This is a genomic window from Haliscomenobacter sp. (assembly GCF_040403615.1).
Taxonomy (GTDB): Bacteria; Bacteroidota; Bacteroidia; order Chitinophagales; family Saprospiraceae; genus Haliscomenobacter.
Window position 1 is genome coordinate 1 of the sequence record NZ_JBBAKG010000008.1, and the last position, 19,158, is coordinate 19,158.

Annotated in this window: 19 protein-coding genes; 6 read left to right on the plus strand and 13 right to left on the minus strand. The window is 47.4% G+C overall.

Annotated elements, in window-relative coordinates; genetic code table 11:
• The coding region (gene gluP / locus ABW391_RS04070; RefSeq protein WP_353480552.1) for a glucose/galactose MFS transporter at window positions 1-954 on the plus strand (954 nt) is incomplete at its 5' end.
• 76 nt (window positions 955-1,030) lie between these two features.
• Here the strand turns inward: gluP and galK are convergent.
• The 6 genes from galK to ABW391_RS04100 form a co-directional block, all read right to left on the minus strand.
• Window positions 1,031-2,203 (minus strand): galactokinase, encoded by a 1,173-nt coding sequence (gene galK / locus ABW391_RS04075; protein WP_353480553.1) that lies wholly within the window; start codon window positions 2,201-2,203, stop codon window positions 1,031-1,033.
• 100 nt (window positions 2,204-2,303) lie between these two features.
• Complete coding sequence (locus ABW391_RS04080; protein ID WP_353480554.1) at window positions 2,304-2,747, minus strand: QcrA and Rieske domain-containing protein; 444 nt, start codon at window positions 2,745-2,747, stop codon at window positions 2,304-2,306.
• Window positions 2,748-2,933: 186 nt separating this feature from the next.
• Entirely contained in the window at window positions 2,934-3,344 is a 411-nt protein-coding gene (locus ABW391_RS04085; RefSeq protein ID WP_353480555.1) for a QcrA and Rieske domain-containing protein, read from the minus strand.
• A 192-nt stretch (window positions 3,345-3,536) separates the two neighbouring features.
• The gene (gene pyrF / locus ABW391_RS04090; RefSeq protein WP_353480556.1) at window positions 3,537-4,343 is read right to left on the minus strand and encodes an orotidine-5'-phosphate decarboxylase; all 807 of its coding nucleotides are present in this window, start codon (window positions 4,341-4,343) and stop codon (window positions 3,537-3,539) included.
• An 11-nt stretch (window positions 4,344-4,354) separates the two neighbouring features.
• The gene (locus tag ABW391_RS04095) at window positions 4,355-4,606 is read right to left on the minus strand and encodes a NifU family protein (RefSeq protein WP_353480557.1); all 252 of its coding nucleotides are present in this window, start codon (window positions 4,604-4,606) and stop codon (window positions 4,355-4,357) included.
• Window positions 4,607-4,744: 138 nt separating this feature from the next.
• Window positions 4,745-5,839, minus strand: a complete 1,095-nt coding sequence (locus tag ABW391_RS04100; RefSeq protein WP_353480650.1) for an Mrp/NBP35 family ATP-binding protein — start codon at window positions 5,837-5,839, stop codon at window positions 4,745-4,747.
• Between the two features lie 102 nt (window positions 5,840-5,941).
• Between ABW391_RS04100 and ABW391_RS04105 the strand changes: the two genes are divergently transcribed.
• The 5 genes from ABW391_RS04105 to ABW391_RS04125 all read left to right on the plus strand — a co-directional run bounded on the left by ABW391_RS04105 (window position 5,942) and on the right by ABW391_RS04125 (window position 11,781).
• Complete coding sequence (locus ABW391_RS04105; protein WP_353480558.1) at window positions 5,942-7,936, plus strand: bifunctional riboflavin kinase/FAD synthetase; 1,995 nt, start codon at window positions 5,942-5,944, stop codon at window positions 7,934-7,936.
• A complete protein-coding gene (locus ABW391_RS04110) occupies window positions 7,933-8,664 on the plus strand; it encodes an RluA family pseudouridine synthase (protein ID WP_353480559.1) in 732 nt (243 codons plus the stop codon). The genes ABW391_RS04105 and ABW391_RS04110 overlap by 4 nt, the downstream gene beginning before the upstream one ends.
• A gap of 31 nt (window positions 8,665-8,695) precedes the next feature.
• Window positions 8,696-9,250 (plus strand): Uma2 family endonuclease, encoded by a 555-nt coding sequence (locus ABW391_RS04115; RefSeq protein WP_353480560.1) that lies wholly within the window; start codon window positions 8,696-8,698, stop codon window positions 9,248-9,250.
• Between the two features lie 52 nt (window positions 9,251-9,302).
• Window positions 9,303-10,370 (plus strand): phosphotransferase family protein, encoded by a 1,068-nt coding sequence (locus ABW391_RS04120; protein ID WP_353480561.1) that lies wholly within the window; start codon window positions 9,303-9,305, stop codon window positions 10,368-10,370.
• A gap of 214 nt (window positions 10,371-10,584) precedes the next feature.
• Window positions 10,585-11,781, plus strand: a complete 1,197-nt coding sequence (locus ABW391_RS04125) for an acyl-CoA dehydrogenase family protein (protein ID WP_353480562.1) — start codon at window positions 10,585-10,587, stop codon at window positions 11,779-11,781.
• A gap of 217 nt (window positions 11,782-11,998) precedes the next feature.
• On the opposite strand, the gene ABW391_RS04130 is transcribed toward ABW391_RS04125, so the two are convergent.
• The 7 genes from ABW391_RS04130 to ABW391_RS04160 form a co-directional block, all read right to left on the minus strand.
• Entirely contained in the window at window positions 11,999-13,945 is a 1,947-nt protein-coding gene (locus ABW391_RS04130) for an ABC-F family ATP-binding cassette domain-containing protein (protein WP_353480563.1), read from the minus strand.
• A 138-nt stretch (window positions 13,946-14,083) separates the two neighbouring features.
• Window positions 14,084-15,133, minus strand: coding sequence for a sensor histidine kinase (locus ABW391_RS04135; protein WP_353480564.1), 1,050 nt, complete (start codon window positions 15,131-15,133; stop codon window positions 14,084-14,086).
• Window positions 15,133-15,816: a response regulator transcription factor gene (locus ABW391_RS04140; protein WP_353480565.1), complete on the minus strand. Its 684-nt coding sequence runs from the start codon at window positions 15,814-15,816 to the stop codon at window positions 15,133-15,135. The genes ABW391_RS04135 and ABW391_RS04140 overlap by 1 nt, the downstream gene beginning before the upstream one ends.
• Before the next feature lie 124 nt (window positions 15,817-15,940).
• Window positions 15,941-16,252 (minus strand): DUF4296 domain-containing protein, encoded by a 312-nt coding sequence (locus tag ABW391_RS04145; protein WP_353480566.1) that lies wholly within the window; start codon window positions 16,250-16,252, stop codon window positions 15,941-15,943.
• Entirely contained in the window at window positions 16,252-16,749 is a 498-nt protein-coding gene (locus tag ABW391_RS04150; protein WP_353480567.1) for a SixA phosphatase family protein, read from the minus strand. Before ABW391_RS04150 ends, ABW391_RS04145 begins: the two co-directional genes overlap by 1 nt.
• 94 nt (window positions 16,750-16,843) lie before the next feature.
• Window positions 16,844-17,569: an NUDIX hydrolase gene (locus ABW391_RS04155; protein WP_353480568.1), complete on the minus strand. Its 726-nt coding sequence runs from the start codon at window positions 17,567-17,569 to the stop codon at window positions 16,844-16,846.
• Window positions 17,570-17,634: 65 nt separating this feature from the next.
• Window positions 17,635-19,080, minus strand: coding sequence for a nicotinate phosphoribosyltransferase (locus ABW391_RS04160; protein WP_353480569.1), 1,446 nt, complete (start codon window positions 19,078-19,080; stop codon window positions 17,635-17,637).
• Window positions 19,081-19,158: the final 78 nt, after the last annotated feature.

Genomic DNA, 19,158 nt, shown 5'->3' on the forward strand with positions numbered 1-19,158 from the left:
GGTTTGTTTGTTCAAGGCGCGGGTTTGTCCCTCTTGCAAACCGCTTCGAATCCTTACATCAGCATCATTGGCCTTATTGAAAGTGCAGCGCAACGCATCAGTATCATGGGGATTTGCAATAAAATAGCCGGAGCGCTCAGTCCCCTGATTTTAGGGGCAATTGTACTTAAAAACGCCTCCAAACTGGAAGCTCAGGTACTAGCTGCCAAAGACGCAGTAGAAAAAGCGGTACTGCTCGATGAACTCGCCCAACGGGTCATCATGCCTTATACCGTAATGGCAATAATTTTGGTGATTTCAGCCTTTTTGATCCGCTTGTCCAGTTTACCTGAGATTGAAAAGGAAGCGGAGTTGAAAGAAGAAAATATCCAGTCAATGCAAAAAAACAGTCCTTTCCAGTTTCCGCATTTAATCCTTGGAGCTATTTGTATTTTTTTGTACGTAGGTGCAGAGGTAATGGCAGGAGATGTAATCGGGACTTATGGCAAAAGCCTTGGTTTTTCGCTGGATCAAACCAAGTACTTTACCTCATTTACCTTGTTTTCAATGTTGGGGGGGTATATCATTGCCATCATCGCCATCCCAAGGTACATTTCGCAAGAAACCAGTTTGAAATATGCCGCTTTATTGGGTGTGGTATTCACAATTGCCGCATTTTTGACCAAAGGACAAAATTCGGTAGTCTTCATAGCTTTGCTGGGCTTGGCCAATGCACCGATGTGGCCTGCTATTTTTCCATTGGGAATCAAAGGTTTGGGTAATTTAACCAAAATTGGCTCCGCAATAATGGTGATGGGCATTGCTGGAGGTGCGGTTGTCCCCCTTATTTATGGAACCCTCTCCAAAAGCATCGGCTTCCAGGCCGCCTTTATGGTGACCATGTTGCCCTGTTACTTGTATGTCCTGTATTTTTCAATCTGGGGACACAAAGCAAAAACACAAGTATTGGCATAAACGTGCCCTCTGGATCATTTCATGAGAGTGTCAACAACTTGCCATGAAATGATCCGGGGATTTTAGATGGCTATGTTCAAGCCAATACTCTAGCTCCTTCACCAGTAACTACCTTGTACATGGTCAGATGCTGGTTCATCTCTTTTAGGTAGGCAAGACGCAGTTTTTCGAACAAGTCTTCAACCGCATCATTGTGTACGATGTTGATGGTACATCCACCAAAACCACCGCCCATCATTCTGGCACCCAATACCTGGGATTCATTTTGGGTGGCATCCACCAAAGAGTCCAACTCGGCACAACTCACCTCGTACAAATGACGCAAGCCCTCATGCGTAGCGTACATTTTGAGGCCAAAAGCAGCCAGATCGCCTTTTTGCAGTTCATCGCAGGCGGAAAGGGTGCGCTGGATTTCTTCGGTAACGTACAAACAGCGATTGTATACTTCTGCTGGCAAGAGACTTCGGCACGCCTGCACCATCGTCACCGACACATCACGCAAGGATTGCAAGTGTGGGCCAAAATGTTGTTGAAAAAAATGTACTCCTGTTTCACATTGCTGGCGGCGGGTGTTGTAGGCAGAATCCGCAAGAGAATGTTTTACACCCGTATCAAAAAGCACGATGCGGTAATCGCCCAATTCCAACGGAAAATATTCAAAACTTAAATCGCGGCAATCCAGTCGGATTACTTGATTGGCCTTGCCATGGAGGCTGGCAAACATATCCATGATGCCGCACTTTACCCCAATAAATTCGTTTTCAGACCGTTGGGCCAACTGCGCCATTTCCCAACGGCTCAGGCCCAAGTCATTCATCTGATTGAGGGCAAAAATTACTGCCGATTCCAGGGCTGCCGAAGAAGACATGCCAGAACCTATTGGCACATCGCCAGCAAAAACACAGTTGAAAGGTTTTACACTTTTGCCTGATTTTTGAACCTGATCAATAATTCCCAGCAGGTAATTGGCCCAACTTTCAGAAACCGGAGCAATGGCTTCAAAATTGACTTCAATGGATGCTTCCATATCCAATGAAATCCACTTCCCTAAGGGTAAATTACTGGGAGCCAGTGCTACATAAGCAGCCTTGTCTACGGCAGCAGGCAACACAAATCCATGGTTGTAATCGGTATGTTCACCAATGAGATTGACCCGACCCGGTGAGGCAACCAGTAAAGGGTCAACAGAAAATTCTTGTTGAAAAACCTGAGCTACCCAGTTTGCAAGTGGTGTATGGCTTTGCCTCATGTTTTGTTTTCCGCGTTTTTATTTGAAAGCGACAAATTTAAATGGAAAAAGCCCAATCAAAAGAATTTTGATTGGGCTTTCGGAGATAGGAATGAGTTATTTATTCAGCAAATACCCTCAAATTGTTGCCAGACAACTCTGTCTTGTATTGTTTTAGAGCAGAGGAAGCAGGCCCCATGGTCACACTTCCCGTTTCAGAAAAAGTGGATCCATGATTTGGACACCTGAATTGCTGGTTGTTGCCCTGGTAGGCGATAGTTGTACCTTCATGGGGGCAGGCTGCGGAGACTGCAATAAAGAGCCCACCAGTTGTTTTGGCAACAATTACGCCACTCTTAACCAAAAAACCTCCATTGGTATTCAGTGCAGCGTTGGTCTGATCAGCCAAATCAAGTGTGAAATCTAATTTTGTACTTCCACCAGTGTTACCTCCACTTCCTACCGGGGTAACACTCGAATCTTTGGCGCAACTGTGCAAGCAAGAAACGACTATGGTTCCGCCTACTGATAGCCCTAACAGGCTCAGGAATTCTTTACGATCCATTTTATTGAATTAATGAGTGAAAAAACAATTTTGTGCAGCAGATGCCGAATGAAGAATCCATGATTGGCTGTGCACATCATCAGTTACTAATCATTACCTGAAAAAAGATGGATGGGTTGCCAGGAAGGAAGATTTTTTTTGTTGAGCTCCAGTAATGAAAATATGGAGCTCAACAAATTTGCGGGATCAGGAAAAAATCCGCAGGCTATTGCCTACAAGTTGGGTGTTGTACTGCGTCAGTGCACTGGTTGCCGGGCCACCCGTCACACTTCCCGTTTCGGAGAAAGTGGCACCGTGGTTGGGGCAAAAAAAACGCTTGCTGCCAGATTGATACTGCACGATAGTTTGCTGGTGGGTACAGGCCGCAGCTACGGCAATGTAAGCACCTGCGGTAGTTTTTCCGATGATCACCCCATTTTTCACCAGAGACCCTCCGTTTTGGGTCAACTTAGCATTAGCCGCGTCAGTCAAATCAAGGGTGAAATCTACATTAGAAGCAGAAACTCCTGATTCTTTGGCGCATCCACCTAGGCAGGTCATTGCAACGGCACCTCCAACGGAGATCCCCAATAGTCCTAAAAATTCTTTACGATCCATAATCGTTTTGAATTAGAGTATGTTGATGAAATAATTACAAGCAGGAAACGAACGAAAATTGCTTTTCTGATGCAGATTGGATTTTTGGTTCAAAGCTCTTCTTGATGGAAAGACCTAGATAAAACTCCTGTAATCAAAGTAAAGGAGAATTATTTACAGGATCAATTCTTATCTTTTATTTGTTTGTATAAATCATGACATTAATTTAATCATTTGTCTCTGCATGTCGGCGGCAGCTTCTCGGGCATCTGCTGCAAAATCGAGTCCATTGCCCGCATAAATGATCCCCCGGGAAGCATTAACCAATAAGCCTACTTCGCTATTGAGGCCATAATGACACAGCGCTTCCAAATCGCCACCTTGCGCGCCAACGCCCGGAACAAGCAGGAAATGATCAGGAGCAATCTTGCGGATGTCAGCAAACTTCTCAGGGTGGGTAGCGCCTACCACAAACATCAGGCTTTCTGGAGTGCCCCAGGTCATGGCTTTGCGCATGACTTTTTCAAACAAAGGTACTGAATCATCCTGGACGCCAAATTGAAAATCTGCACTGCCAGCATTGGAAGTCAAGGCTAGTAAAATGACCCATTTATTGGAGAAATCCAGGAAAGGTTGTACGGAATCAGCACCCATATAAGGCGCTACGGTTACTGAATCAAAAGCATAGGTCTCAAAAAAAGTTTGAGCGTACAACCGCGAAGTATTGCCAATGTCTCCCCGTTTGGCATCGGCAATGGTGAAGTGAGAGGTACCGATGTAGGCAATGGTCTTTTGGAGGGAAATCCAGCCTTGTGGGCCACGGGCTTCGTAAAAGGCCAGATTGGGCTTATAAGCCACGCACAAATCCCGGGTGGCATCAATGATGGCCTTGTTGAATTCAAAAACGGGGTCTTCAGTATCCAGCAAATGAGCAGGAATCTTGGCCCATTCGGTATCCAGTCCAACGCACAAAAAGGATTTTTTTAGCCGGATTTGGGCGACGAGTTCTTGTCTGTTCATCTCCAAAAAAATTACAATACCAATCCATTGATGGCTTCTACACCCGTGATTTCTGGCACTTTGACCCGAATGGCTTGCTCAATGCCTGCCCGCATGGTCATGATGGACATGTTGCAGTTTTTGCAATTGCCCAGCCATTTGATTTTGACGACTTTATCGTCGGTTACATCCACTACTTCTACGTTGCCGCCGTCTACTGCGAGGTGGGGGCGAACGTCGTCGAGGGCGGAGTCAATTCTGGATATTAATTCTGCTTTTTCCATGGTTTCTTTTTTTGGGATGCTGGATGATGTCATTTGGTCTGTCTCACGAATAAATTCGCGTTTTTTTGGGTCTATCCCACGAATAAATTCGTGGGGTTAGTTCTTTGGTGCCTCCCACGACTGAAGTCGTGGGTGGGGCTAACTCATTTTGACGACCTGGGTTGGGGCGATGGTTTCGTTGCGGATTGCCACTTGCCGGGCCACATTTTTGGCGATGTTCAGAAGCGCTTCGCGTGAAATGGGGTCTTCATCATCCAAAATGATTGGTCGACCGCCGTCTCCTGCTTCGCGAATGCCTTGCACCAGGGGTACTTGTCCTAAAAGTACGGTATTATTGACCAATGCGAGCTTTTTTCCACCGCCTTGACCAAAGATCAGGTATTTGTTGTCGGGTAATTCTTTGGGGGTAAACCAGGACATGTTTTCAACAACACCGATCAAAGGCACTGCTACGCCAGGCAATTGAAACATGTTGGCTGCTTTTACTGCGTCAATCACGGCCACTTCTTGCGGCGTGGTAACAATAATGGCGCCAGTAACCGGTACAGTTTGTACCAAGGTCAACTGCACATCGCCAGTGCCAGGAGGTAAATCCACCACCAGGTAATCGAGTTCTGGCCACAAACAATCGTTGAAAAACTGCTTGATGATGCCTGCCAGACGTGGGCCACGCAGCACCACCGCTTGGTCGGGTTCAATGATGAAACCGATCGACATCAAGGCAATTCCGTAGGCATCCAGGGGGACCATCTTGGGTTGACCATAGACATCGCGAACCTTGGGACGCTGCCCTTGTAGCCCAAACATGGTCGGCACCGATGGGCCATATATATCTGCATCTACCAAGCCTACTCTTGCGCCCAACATTTTTAAGCCCAAGGCGAGATTGGCGGCAATGGTTGATTTACCCACGCCCCCTTTGCCAGAAGCCACGGCAATCACGTTCTTTACCTGCGGCAAAGAACTGGTGGGTTGCTGCGGATCAGCGGCCCTCGACATCATGTGTACATGCACATTGACTCCCGGATAAACCTCGGCAATCGCATTTTGGCATGCAAAATTGAGCTCAGACTTGTGCTGCGCATTGAGGGAAGCCAATTCCAGTGTAAAGCTGATGGTATCGCCCTGAATGGCCAAATCGCGAACCATATTGGCTGTAATCAAGTCCTGACCAGTTACAGGATCACTCACTTTGGCCAAAGCCCTAACAACAGTTGAAGTATCTATCGACATTTCTTGAAACACGTTAACAAGTACAAAAGTAAAACAATTCACGGCAAAAAAGAGTTTTTCAAATACTCTTTCCCATTTCCGCTTTATTACCTTTGCACCACCATGAGAGTTCACCGCGACCTTAACGATCTGCCGGATTTCAAAAACGCTGTCATTACCATTGGTTCTTTCGACGGCGTTCACCAAGGGCATCAAAGCATAATTGAGCAAGTAAGGCAAATGGCATTGCGTTACGAAGGAGAAAGTGTAGTCATCACTTTTCATCCGCACCCCCGTTCGATTGTTTTCCCCAAGGATACCTCCCTGCGCCTGATCACCAGTACCGAAGAAAAAATTGCGCTGTTTGAGCGCTACCAAGTCGACCATTTGGTGATTGTGCCTTTCACCATAGAGTTTTCGCACCTGAGTGCCGATGAGTACATCGAAAAATTTCTGGTGGGCAAATTTCACCCCAAATGCATCGTCATCGGTTACGACCACCGTTTTGGGTTGAGCCGCCAAGGCGACCTGCATTACCTGCGTTGGCACTCCGAGCGCTTCGGGTACGAGGTATTTGAGATTGAACCGCGCCAGGTAGATGACATGACAGTGAGCTCCACCAAAATTCGGAAAGCCCTCGAAAACCAGGAAGTCAAGGCCGCAGCGCACTTGATGGGGCATTATTTCCCTCTGTCGGGTACAGTAGTAAAGGGCCAACAACTTGGCCGCACTATTGGTTATCCAACAGCTAATCTGGAAATCACCGAACGCCTGAAATTGATACCTCCAGATGGCATTTATGCGGTTCGGGTTTGGGTACGGGGCCTTGCCCATCGCGGAATGCTTTACATCGGCAGCCGACCTACTTTGCCGCAATTCAACAACCGGACGATTGAAGTCAATATTTTCGAGTTTAATCAAGACATCTACGACCAGACCATTACCCTGGAATTGGTGGACTACATCCGGGAAGACCGCAAATTTCCACAATTGAGTGATCTGACGGCCCAATTGGCGCAAGACAGGCTGCATGTAGAAAAAGTATTGCTGGAATCTTTTGATGAAGATCCATTGCCACTTTCGCACTTTCCAAAAGTAGCTGTCGTTATCCTGAATTACAACGGCAAGGCTTACCTGGAGCGTTTTTTGCCATTTTTGCTGGAAAGTACCTACCCAAATCTGGACATCATCGTGGCCGACAATGCTTCTACAGATGACTCCATTGAGTTTTTGGAAGAGCACTATCCCCAGTTGCGATTGATCGAATTGCCTGAAAATTATGGCTATGCTGGCGGATACAATGAGGCATTGCGGCAAGTGCAAGGCGTAGACTACTACGTTTTGCTGAATTCAGACATTGAGGTTACGCCAGGCTGGATAGAGCCAATTATCCAGGTTATGGAGAGCGATCAGACCATCGCGGCGGCACAACCCAAAATTTTATCCTTCGACAAAAAAGATGCTTTTGAATACGCAGGTGCGGCCGGGGGCTGGCTCGATACCTTGGGTTATCCTTTTTGCCGTGGCCGGGTTTTTGGCCATACGGAAATGGACCTCGGACAATACAACAGTACCCAGGAAGTTTTTTGGGCCACCGGAGCTTCCCTGTTCATTCGGGCGGAGCTGTTTCACCGCATCGGCGGTTTTGATGCCGATTATTTTGCCCACGCCGAAGAGATTGACCTGTGCTGGCGCCTGAAACGGGCAGGATACAAGGTGATCGTGCGTCCTCAATCGGTGATCTACCATGTGGGTGGAGGAACGCTGTCGTACAACACTCCGCGTAAAACTTACCTGAATTTCAGGAATACCTTGTATACCATTTACAAAAACGAAGCACCTAAAAAACTGCTTTGGCTCCTGCCCACGCGTTTGGTATTGGATGGACTGGCCGCAGGGTTGTTTTTGTCGCAAGGTCGTTTTGACCACATTAGCGCCATCGTGCGAGCCCATTGGAGCTTTTTTCCGCAATGGCGGGTTTTGAAACAAAAGCGAAAGGAAGCCGCTAAAAGGGTAGAAGCCTGTCGTATCCTTTCCGAAAACCACCAGGGGCGCTATCCCCGTTCGATTGCCATGGATTATTATGGCCGGGGCAAACGCCACTTTAAAGACTTATGAAAGCAAATCCACTGAAGATTATTTACCTTGATGAGCACATCATTGTATGCGAAAAACCCTCGGGCTTGTTGAGTATTCCCGATCGCTTTGATCAGACGAAGCCCAACGTGTACCATTTATTGGAAGCCGAATTCGGCCAGGTCTGGATAGTACACCGCATTGACCGCGAAACAAGTGGTATTTTGGTTTTTGCTCGCAACGAAGAGGCGCATCGCATCCTGAACCAGCAGTTTTTGGATCGTACCGTTGAAAAAATTTACCTCGCGCTGGTGGAAGGTCGCCCTACGCCGCCGAGCGGGGAAATCAATAAAGCCATTGCACCACACCCTAGCATTTTGGGAAAAATGATTGCGAGTGGCAAGGGCAAATCTGCTCTGACACTGTACAAAGTGGTGGATACCTACAAAGCATACGCATTGGTAGAAGCCGACATTAAAACCGGGCGTACCCACCAAATACGCGTGCATTTTGCCAGCATCGGTTATCCATTGGCGGTAGATCCGATGTATGGAAAGCGAGATGCGTTTTTCCTTTCTGAAATCAAAATGCGCAATTTCAACCTCAAAAAATCGGTGGATGAAGAGCTTCCCTTGGTCAACAGATTGACGTTGCATGCCTATAAGCTCACCCTGGATCATCCGGCTACCCAAGAGCGCATGGAATTCGTATGCGAATTGCCCAAGGATTTTCGCGCGCTGTTGAATCAGTTGGATAAGTGGGGAAGATAGCTTATTTTTGTTCAAAACAAAGCATCGATTCATGGCTACTGATGTTCAAAGAAGGCTGTTTTCCGTAACAGAATACCACAAAATGGGAGAAGCAGGTATTTTGCCAGAGAAAGGTGTAGAATTAATCAATGGTGAAATTGTAGAAATGAGTCCTATTGGCAGCAAACATGCTAAGATCGTAAAGAAATTAAATAAAATATTGGGGGTTCTTTTGGGAGATGAAGCAATCATCAGTATTCAAGACCCCATCATTGCCAATGATTTATCGGAGCCAGAACCAGATGTCGCTGTGCTGAAATTCCGTTCCGATTTTTATGAAAATGAATTGCCACACGGAACAGATGTACTTTTGCTCATTGAAGTATCTGATACTACTCTGGCTTACGACCGGGATATTAAACTCCCCTTGTACGCCACCAGCGGCATTCCTGAATGTTGGTTGCTTGATTTACAAAAAAAGCAAATCAAGGCTTTTTGGCAACCAGAAGGCAACACCTACAATTGCCAGGAACTCGTTCTGCTTGATGGTGTCATTGCCTCCAAAAGCATCAAACTAGAACTTGCACTTACCGAAGTTTTCAAATAAATCCGCCAGCCTAATTATTTTTTCTATTTTGTTAGCGAAAATCCGCTAATCAATGACCGACATCAGATTGGATGCAGCTCAGGACCTGAGGGTAGGAGAGGAGCTGCCCCTTGAGACACTGAATGCTTACCTGCAAGCACAGCTTCCCGATTTTGGGGGCATCACCAAAGTAGGGCAGTTTGGTGGGGGCTATTCCAACCTGACCTACCAAATCCAGACTTCCAGCAAAGCATACGTGCTGCGCCGACCTCCCTTTGGTGCCAAGGACATCCAGAAAGGCCACGACATGGGTCGTGAATACCGCATCTTGAGTACCTTGCGCAACGCGGGATACTCCAGAGTGCCACAAGCCATTTTGTATTGCGAGGACGAAACGATCCTGGGCAGTCCGTTTTACCTGATGGAAAAAATCGAAGGGGTGATCTTGCGGGGAAAAATGGCCAACAAAATCAATATTCCAGAAGCGGAAATGGGCCAGCTCTCCCGGTCATTGATTGATGCTCTGGTGGATTTGCATCGCATTGACATCGAAGCAACGGGACTGATCCAATTGGGCAAACCAGAAGGCTACATCCAACGCCAGGTGGAAGGTTGGAGCAAACGCTACGCCGCTGCCCAAACCGACGAGATTCCTCAAATGCACGAGCTCGCCAAGTGGTTGCAGGCCAACCTCCCCTTAGAAGGCCAAGCAAGCCTGATTCACAACGATTTCAAATACGACAACGCGATCCTGGCTCCCCAAAGTCTGGAGATTCTTGCGCTCCTGGATTGGGAAATGAGCACGGTGGGCGACCCGCTGATGGATTTGGGGACTTGTTTGTCGTACTGGTGCGAGGCAGGGGACGGCGATTTTGAAAAAAACTTCAACGTTTCCTGGTTGCCTGGCAATTTGACGCGCCGCGAGGTGGCAGCGTATTACACCGAAAAAAGTGGCCGTGATACTTCCAATATCCTGTATTTCTATGTGTTTGGCTTATTCAAAAACGCCGCGATCATGCAGCAGATTTACAGCCGATACAAGAAGGGGTATACCAAAGATGAGCGCTTCGCGCTGCTCATTTGGGGGGTACAGGAACTGGCGAAAAAGGCGGTACAATCTTTGGAAGATGGAAAAATTTAAAAACCAAAGCGACATAATGGGAACGCGGATGACACGGATTTGGCGGATTTACACGGATTTCTTTTCCGCCGTTGGCGGAATTTGTAACTCAATTACTTACTGATTCTGTTGAGTGTCGTCCTGCCGCAGGCAGTAAAAATCCGCGTAAATCCGCTAGATCCGCCTCATCCGCGTTCCCATTGCGCAAATCAGCAGCGAAGCTGCCCTTAAAAACATGCTAACCGAACTCATCAAATCCGATCGCGTAAAAGCCCTTCTCCCCGCCATCCAAGCTTTCATGGCCGAGGAAGTATTCCCCAATGACCTGGCCTGGAGCAAACTCCCTTTCGGAGAAGTACTGCCCACCCTCGAAGGCCTGCGTCAAAAAGTAAAAGCCAATGGCTGGTGGCTGCCTTGCTTTGATCCCCATTACGGCGGGATGGGGCTAAGCTTGATGGAACACGCTTTCGTCTCCGAAGCCATTGGTGGCTCGCCATTTGGCTATTATCTTTTCAATTGCCAGGCACCGGATATTGGCAACATGGAACTGCTGCACCTGGCTGGGACGGATGCCCAAAAAGAAAAATACCTACAGCCCCTGGCCGTTGGGCAATTCCGCAGTTGCTTCGCCATGACTGAACCGGAATACGCAGGATCAAACCCCGTTCGCCTGGGCACCACCGCTACTCGTGAAGGCGATGAATACGTGATCAACGGCCACAAGTGGTTTACCACGGGTTTCGACGGCTCGGAACTGACCATCGTGATGGCGGTGACCGACCCCGCAGCTGCGCCTTATCAACGCGCTAGCATGATCATCGTACCAACCGCTGCGCCCGGACTACAATTGATCCGCAACCTCTCCATCATGGGACATGCCGGATCGGGCTGGCCTAGCCATTCTGAAATTCGTTTCGACAATGTACGGGTACCTGCTGAAAACTTGTTGGGTGCTGAAGGTGCTGGCTTTATGCTGGCACAAGTACGCCTGGGCCCAGGCCGTATCCACCATTGCATGCGCTGGATGGGCATTTGCGAACGGGCATTCGAGCTGATGTGCCGCTACGCTGCCACCCGCGAGATCGAAGATGGCGTGTTTTTAGGTGAAAAACAGATGGTGCAACAAATGATCGCCGAAAGCCGTGCAGAAATTGATGCTGCGAAATTGATGGTACTGAGCACGGCACTCCTGATTGAAAAAGCCGGGCAAAGGGCTGCGGCAGAGAAAATTTCAGCCATCAAGTTTTTCACAGCCAAGGTGCTGGGCGATGTGCTGGATCGGGCCATTCAGGTGCACGGCGGGCTTGGCATCACCGACGATACGATTTTGGCGTTGTACTACCGCGAGGAGCGTGCAGCAAGGATTTACGATGGAACGGATGAGACGCATAAGGCGTCGTTGGCGAGAAAGATTCTCAAAAAATACAAATAGTTTCTTTCAATGTCCAATAATCAATAACCAATTTCCAATTTCCAGCGCGTGGTCAAGAAAATCTAAAGTCAAGATGCTCGCCCGCGGAGGAAAGCTTTAGAAAGACATGATTGTCGGTAACACCTTCCTACGCGGGAGAGCATTTTATTATCCCCAGAATACCAAACCCGCGCTGGACATTGGATATTGATTATTGGATATTGGACATTGAATAAAACTAGCCTTCAAGTTCTATGGTGGCCATTTCCCATTCTTCCATCGCAGCAGCAAGCTCTTTTTTCTTTGCTTCGTAGGCTTGCATGGTTTTGTTGGAATCTGATTTGGTATAAAAATCAGGTTCAGACATTTGTTTTTGGAACTTGGTCAGGTCTTCTTCCAGGCGTTCGATCTTTTTTTCGGCGTTGCTTACGTTGCGTTGGAGGCGTTTGCGTTCGTCGAAGCTCAGTTCGCGGGCAGGAGCGGCGGGCAATGCTGCCCCGTTGCTTGGCGCGGCGATGGCAACGGGAGGAGTCGCTGCAAATGTTTTGGTGCTCAATTCCACCTGACGCATGTTGTCCAATTGGCGCTTTTCGAGGAAAGCGTTGACATCGCCGATGTGGTTGTAGAGGTGGCGATCGCGGAATTCCACGGTGCGGTTGGTGAGGCTACCCAGAAAGTCCCGGTCGTGGGAAACCACAATCAGGGAGCCATCGTATTCCATCAAGGCCGCTTTGAGTACGTCTTTGGAGATGATGTCCAAGTGGTTGGTAGGCTCATCGAGTACCAGCAAGTTGAAGGGGTTGAGCAACAAACAAGCCAGTGCCAAACGGGCGCGTTCGCCCCCGGAGAGTACGGATACTTTTTTGTCGGCATCTTCACCACTGAACATAAAGGCGCCCAGGATGTGTCGAACCTTGCTGCGCATTTCGGGTGGCGCGGCATTTTCCATGGTTTCGAGCAAGGTTTCGCTCGATTTCAGGGTATCACTCTGGTTTTGGGCGTAATAGCCGATTTTGACGTTGTGACCCAGGGTCAGTTTGCCGCCAGACAGCGCAATTTCATCCACAATGATTTTGGCCAAAGTGGTCTTGCCCTGGCCGTTTTGGCCTACAAAAGCTACCCGGTCACCACGATCCATTCTGAATTCCACCTTGTCCAGAATCACCGAATCGCCGTAGCGTTTTTCGAGGTGGTTAGCATCTACGACCACCTGCCCAGCGCGGGGCGCAGTAGGAAAGCGGATGTTCATCGATGCGATGTCTTCATCGTCGATTTCGATGCGTTCAATTTTGTCCAGTTGCTTTTGCATGGACTGCGCCATCTTGGTCTTGGTGGCTTTGGCCATAAAGCGACTGATGGTACGCTCTTTTTCGGCAATGACTTTTTGTTGGTTTTCGTAAGAAGCGCGTTGCTTTTCGCGACGATCCTTGCGCATTTCCACAAACTTGGTATAGGGCGCCTTGTAATCAAAAACGTTGCCCAACTCCACTTCGATGGTGCGCAGGGTTACGTTGTCGAGGAATTCTTTATCGTGCGAGATCAGGATGATCGATCCCGTGTAGTCCTTTAGGAAGCCTTCCAGCCAGATGATGGATTCAATGTCAAGGTGGTTGGTAGGTTCGTCGAGGAGCAGGTAATCAGGACGGCGCAGCAGCATTTTGGCCAATTCCACCCGCATTTGCCAGCCTCCGCTGAACTCGTCGGTGAGGCGATCCAGGTCGGTTTGCTTGAAACCCAGCCCTTTGAGTACCCGTTCAGCGTCGCCTTGAGCAGATTCGCCACCGAGGTAATGAAACCGATCGTTGACGTGGGCAAACTCCTCCAGCAACTCCATGTATTCATCGGTTTCGTAGTCAGTGCGGGTTTCCATTTCCTTGTGCAATTCGTCGATGCGAATTTCCAGGTCTTTGGCTTCTGCAAAGGCAGTCATGGCTTCTTCCAGCACGCTACGGCCTTTGGGAATGTCCATTTCCTGGTGCAGGAAGCCCAGTGACGCACCACTCGGACGGCTGATTTTGCCTTCGTGAGCGCTCATTTCCCCAGCGATTATTTTGAGCAGGGTGGATTTGCCGGCACCATTGCGACCTACCAATCCTACCTTGTCTTTTTCACCAATGGTAAGGTTAATGTGGTTGAGCAAAATGCGGTCTCCGTACTGTACGTAAAGGTTGGATATGTTGAGCATAATGATTCGAGCTTATTTTCGGAGCGCAAAAGTAATAAAAATAGTTGAAGAGTTTAAGATTGAAGGGTTGAAAAGATGTCTGCTGCATGTAGATTGTAGGTACTTTTCAACTTCAAACACTTCAACTTTTCAACTTACTTACGCTTTATCCAGGGTAAATCCAAAAGTTGATCCCAAATTGGGAGTTGAGCGCACATTGATGGTTTGGGCGTGTGCTTCGATGATGTGTTTGACGATGGACAAGCCCAGGCCAGAGCCTCCTTGCGTACGCGATCTGCTTTTGTCGACACGATAAAAGCGGTCAAATACGTGTGCCAGGTGCTCTTTGGGGATACCAATGCCATTGTCGGCAACTTCGATCAAAACGCGTTTGTCCATGTCATAAAACGCGATCTTGATGCGCCCATTGGGGATGCCGTATTTGATGGAATTGTGTACCAGGTTGATGAGTACTTGTCTGACCTTTTCCCGGTCGGCTTTGACTCTGAAATTGAAATTGGCACCCTCTTTGAATTCCAGCGAAATATTGCGCTCTGCGGCTTTGATTTCAAGGTCTTCAAATACCTCTTTGCCCAGTTCCTTTATGTCGAAACCGGTGATTTCAAGCAACATGTTGCCCGTTTCCAGTTTGGAGATGGTCTCCAGATCCTGGATGATGGTTTGGAGGCGATCGACGTTTTTGGAGGCTTTCTTCAAAAACGACATGCTGAAGGCTGGATCTTCAATTCCATTGTCGATTACCGATTCGATGTACCCCTGGATGTTGAAGATGGGCGTTTTGAGTTCATGAGAAATATCGCCCAGAAAATTCCGGCGATATTCGCTCCAAGAGCGCAACTGGTCAATTTCTTTTTGCTGATTGGCGGCCCAGGCGGCTACCTGTTCACCTACTTCATCAAAAATTTTAGCATCAGCATTGATTGTCTTGTTCTTTTCCGCTGGATTGATTTTTTCCTGGTGGATGGTCTTGTAAATGAGTTTGATCTTGCGGTAGATGTAATTTTGCAAAAAATAAAGCACCACTCGATAAGTCAACACAAAGAAAATCAAAACCCAAATCAGGTACTCCACCCAAGGATAGGCTTCCCAGCGCAAGAACCGCACCATCAAAAAAATCAGAATACCAACCGCCGTAATCAGTGCTGCTGAAGAAATTGCAATTTGCCGGGGAGTGGGATTCTTAAGCATTAAAATTCAAATTTATACCCAATGCCTTTGATTGTTTTGATGTAATCCTCTCCAATTTTTTCGCGCAATTTGCGGATGTGTACGTCAATGGTACGGTTGCCAACGATGACATCGGTACCCCATACTTTATTGAAAATTTCTTCCCGAGAAAATACTTTACCTGGTTTGGATACCAAAAGAAAGAGCAATTCAAATTCCTTTTTAGCCAGTTCAATCAGTTCTTCGCCCCGCTGAACACTGACTCGATCCCGGTCGATGGCCAAATCTCCTATTTTGATCACGTCCAGACCCTCTTCCTGGGGCAATCGGTCTGATCGACGCAGAAGGGCTTTGATCCGGCTGATGAATACCCGGGGGCGGATGGGTTTGGTAATGTAATCGTCGCCACCTACATCCAGTGCAGCAATTTGAGAGTAATCCTCTTCTCTTGCCGTAAGAAAGGTGATGGCGGTGCGATCAAATTCAGGCTTGCTTCTGAGAATTCGACAAACTTCGACGCCATCAATTTTTGGCATCATAATGTCCAAGACAATGAGGTTGGGCAATTCTTTTTCCGCCACTGCTACCGCCTCTTCGCCGTCAGAAGCCGTCACTACTTGATAACCTTCCTTTTCAAGATTGTATTGGAGGATCTCCAGGATGTCTGGCTCATCATCAACGATGAGAATTTTGATGTTGTCCATACACAAAATCGGTTCTGAAGTTTCTGAATTTGAGGCAATTTTACCGATTCAGCATTCTCCCTATTTCAGTGCAAAGCTATGATTAATCCAAGATGACCAGAAAGCTAAGTAGATTAAATAATTGTTAACCCTTCAAGTTTTCAAGAATTGCCTGGTAAATTTTATCCAAACGGACTGGATCTTTGCGCAAAATATCCATGGATTTGGTCATTTCTTCTTCTGAAACCTGGTGCAATTGAAATATTTCCTGGTAATATATTTTTTTCAAGCTATCTTTTTGATTACCATATACTTCCTGCAAGGCAGCTTCGGCATAATGGGCATCGGTTAGAATTTCGATAAGCTTTTTTTCGGGGACAGGCAGTCGTTTTTGTCCAACATTACAGGCAAAACACATACTCAGTATCAAGATCAAGCAAACACGGAACAATTTCATCAATGAAAGAATTGTTTTGGAAAGTGAAATTCAGTCAAACGCCCAGTGGTTTCCCCAAATTGTGACCAGGAATTAACATTGGCGTCTACCCGGAAGATCCCACAAGTGGGAATATTGTCGATGTAATCTTCCGTAAACAAGTTGGCAATAAAGGTAAAAGTTGGATTGTGACCAAAAACTGCCACGATTTGGCAATTGTCAGAAAGTTCGCTGATCACTTTGATGACTTCTTCGGGCATGGCCTCATACAAGCGGGATTCTACGATGATTTTATCAGGAGCAATGCTCAACGCAGCGGCAAAATAGGTAGCCGTAGTGATGGCCCGTTTAGCCGGGCTACTGATGATTTTTTCAATTCTGGCGTCAATCTCTTTAAGCTTGAGGCCCATAAATGGCGCGTCGCGCATGCCTCTATCGTTTAAAGGACGGTCAATGTCTTGAATGGACATGTTGTCCCAGCTGGATTTAGCATGGCGAACAAAATACACGGTTTTCATAATGCCGTTTTTTTCTTCCACCTCAAAGGCTGCCCGAGGTGGAAATTTATGGCAAATTTAATCATATTTATCCCTCACGCAAAATAAATGATCATCATATCTCAAAATCAAGACCTCGCCTCACCAAGTCCATGTATTTCATTTTTTGCAATTCTTCGTAGCGAACCTTGTCAAAACTGTACAGTTTGGCTGGTCGATGTGATACTCCTTCCTGGATGCCCATTTCCTTGAGTACGTCCATTTTTTGGATGCGGGTACGGAAGTTGCGCTTGTTCAACTTATTGTCTTTGGGCAAGCCCAATATTGTTTCATACAGGTTTTGCAATTGGGTCAGCGTAAATTTATCCGGCAACAGCTCAAAGCCGATGGGTTGGTAACGAACCTTGGCTCGGAGTCGATTGAGCGCTGTATCCAAAATGTGTTCGTGATCGAAAGCCAGTTGGGGCAAAGCCGTAATCGGAAACCATTCTGCCGATTGAGCGTCTGTAGAAGGACTCACCGGGTGATCTGTCAAATTGACCAACGCGTAATAGGCCACACTGATCACCCGGCCACGAGGATCTCGACTGGGGGCACCAAATGTGAACAACTGCTCGATGAATACATCGCGCACGCCCGTTTCTTCTTCCAGTTCTCGTAAAGCGGCAAATTCCAGGTCTTCTTGCAGATCTACAAAACCTCCCGGGAGCGCCCAATGTCCTTGATAGGGATCATGCCCCCTTTGAATGAGGAGTACCTTCAGTAGTTGAGATTCGTCGAGGCCAAAAATGATACAATCTACGGTAACAGATGGCCTTGGGTATTCATAGCAATATTTCATCGTGCAGTTCCTGGTGTATTAAAAAGGAATAGTTCTGGTAAATCAGGGATTGATAATGCAGCAATTTAACTCTTTTGGGCGAAATCCTGCTTCAAATCATACAAATAACGGTCAAGCCCATGTACAAAGTGTGCTTTTGCGTGTTGCATCATGGCTTGTTGTTGAAGGGAACGTTCGCGTACCTGGTGCACATCGGGTTGGGCGTAAATCAATTTTCCATGCTTGAAAACAGGAATCAACAAGTCTTCAAAATTCATGGAAGAGGGTAGGGGGTACACGGTTCCACTGGCCATTTCGATAAGCTCTTTTGCCGGCTCGAGGTGGCTTACCTCAAATAAGACATCCGCTTGAGGAACACCAGCACTGTCAAAATACCTGCGTACCTGGTGTATGCCGGGATTGGACATTTTGTACAAGTCTTCCGATTTTTTAATGCGGTATTCCCATGTGCCTTTTGAATCCTGAATGGCGGCAAGTTTGTAGACTCCGCCCAGGGCTGCTTGGGTGCCTCCGGTGATCAACTCGGTGCCTACGCCCCAGATGTTGATCGGCGCGTTGTCTTTTTTCAACTTGCTGATCGAGTTTTCGTCCAGACAATCGCTGGCTACAATTGCCGTTTCGGTCATCCCTGCTTCGTCCAGCATTTTGCGGGCAGTTTTACTCAAGGCCGACAGGTCGCCGCTGTCCAGTCGAATACCCAGGAGGGAGTGGCCATTTTCACGCAATTCCTTGCCGATTTCAATGGCATTTTTTATTCCATTGATGGTATCGTAAGTATCCACCAGGAAGATGCAATTGTTGGGCATGGCCTTGGCAAATCCCCGATAAGCAGCTGCTTCATTGCCATAACTCATGACCCAGCTGTGAGCGTGCGTCCCTTTTACCGGAATGTGGTAGTATTTTCCTGCGATCAGGTTGCTGGTGGCGTCGCATCCGCCAATGTAGGCTGCCCGTGAAGCAGTAATGGCGCCATCCAGACCTTGTGCCCGGCGGAGGCCAAATTCTAAAATTTGATCGCCCTGCGCGGCTTGCACTACCCTTGCTGCTTTGGTAGCAATCAGCGTTGAAAAGTTGACGAGGTTCAATAGCGCAGATTCAATGATTTGGGCTTGCAACAAAGGGCCTTCTACCCGAATCAGTGGTTGATTCGGAAATACTGCCGTTCCCTCAGGAACCGCATATACATCACATTTGAATTCAAGTCTCTGGAGGTAATTCAAAAATCCTATCTCAAAGAGGGGTAATCCATCTGCCCCGTTGAGCGAACCCAGGTAATGTATGTCCTCTACGGAAAAACGGAGCTGCTGGAGGTAATCCACCACCAACCCTAAGCCAGTTGCGATGGCATAGGGATTGCCAAAAGGGTTTCTCCGGAAGTACAATTGAAATACGGATGGCCGATCCTGCATGTCATTTTTCCAGAATCCATAGGCCATGGTCAGGTGATACAAGTCGGCAACAAGTGCGAATTTTTCGCGATAGACGGTAGATAAATGGGATGAATTGTTCACTTAGTTTGATTTTAAAACTAAGGTATGGGCATTTTTTGAATTGTGCAATAAATAGCGAGATTTTTATGAAATTATTTC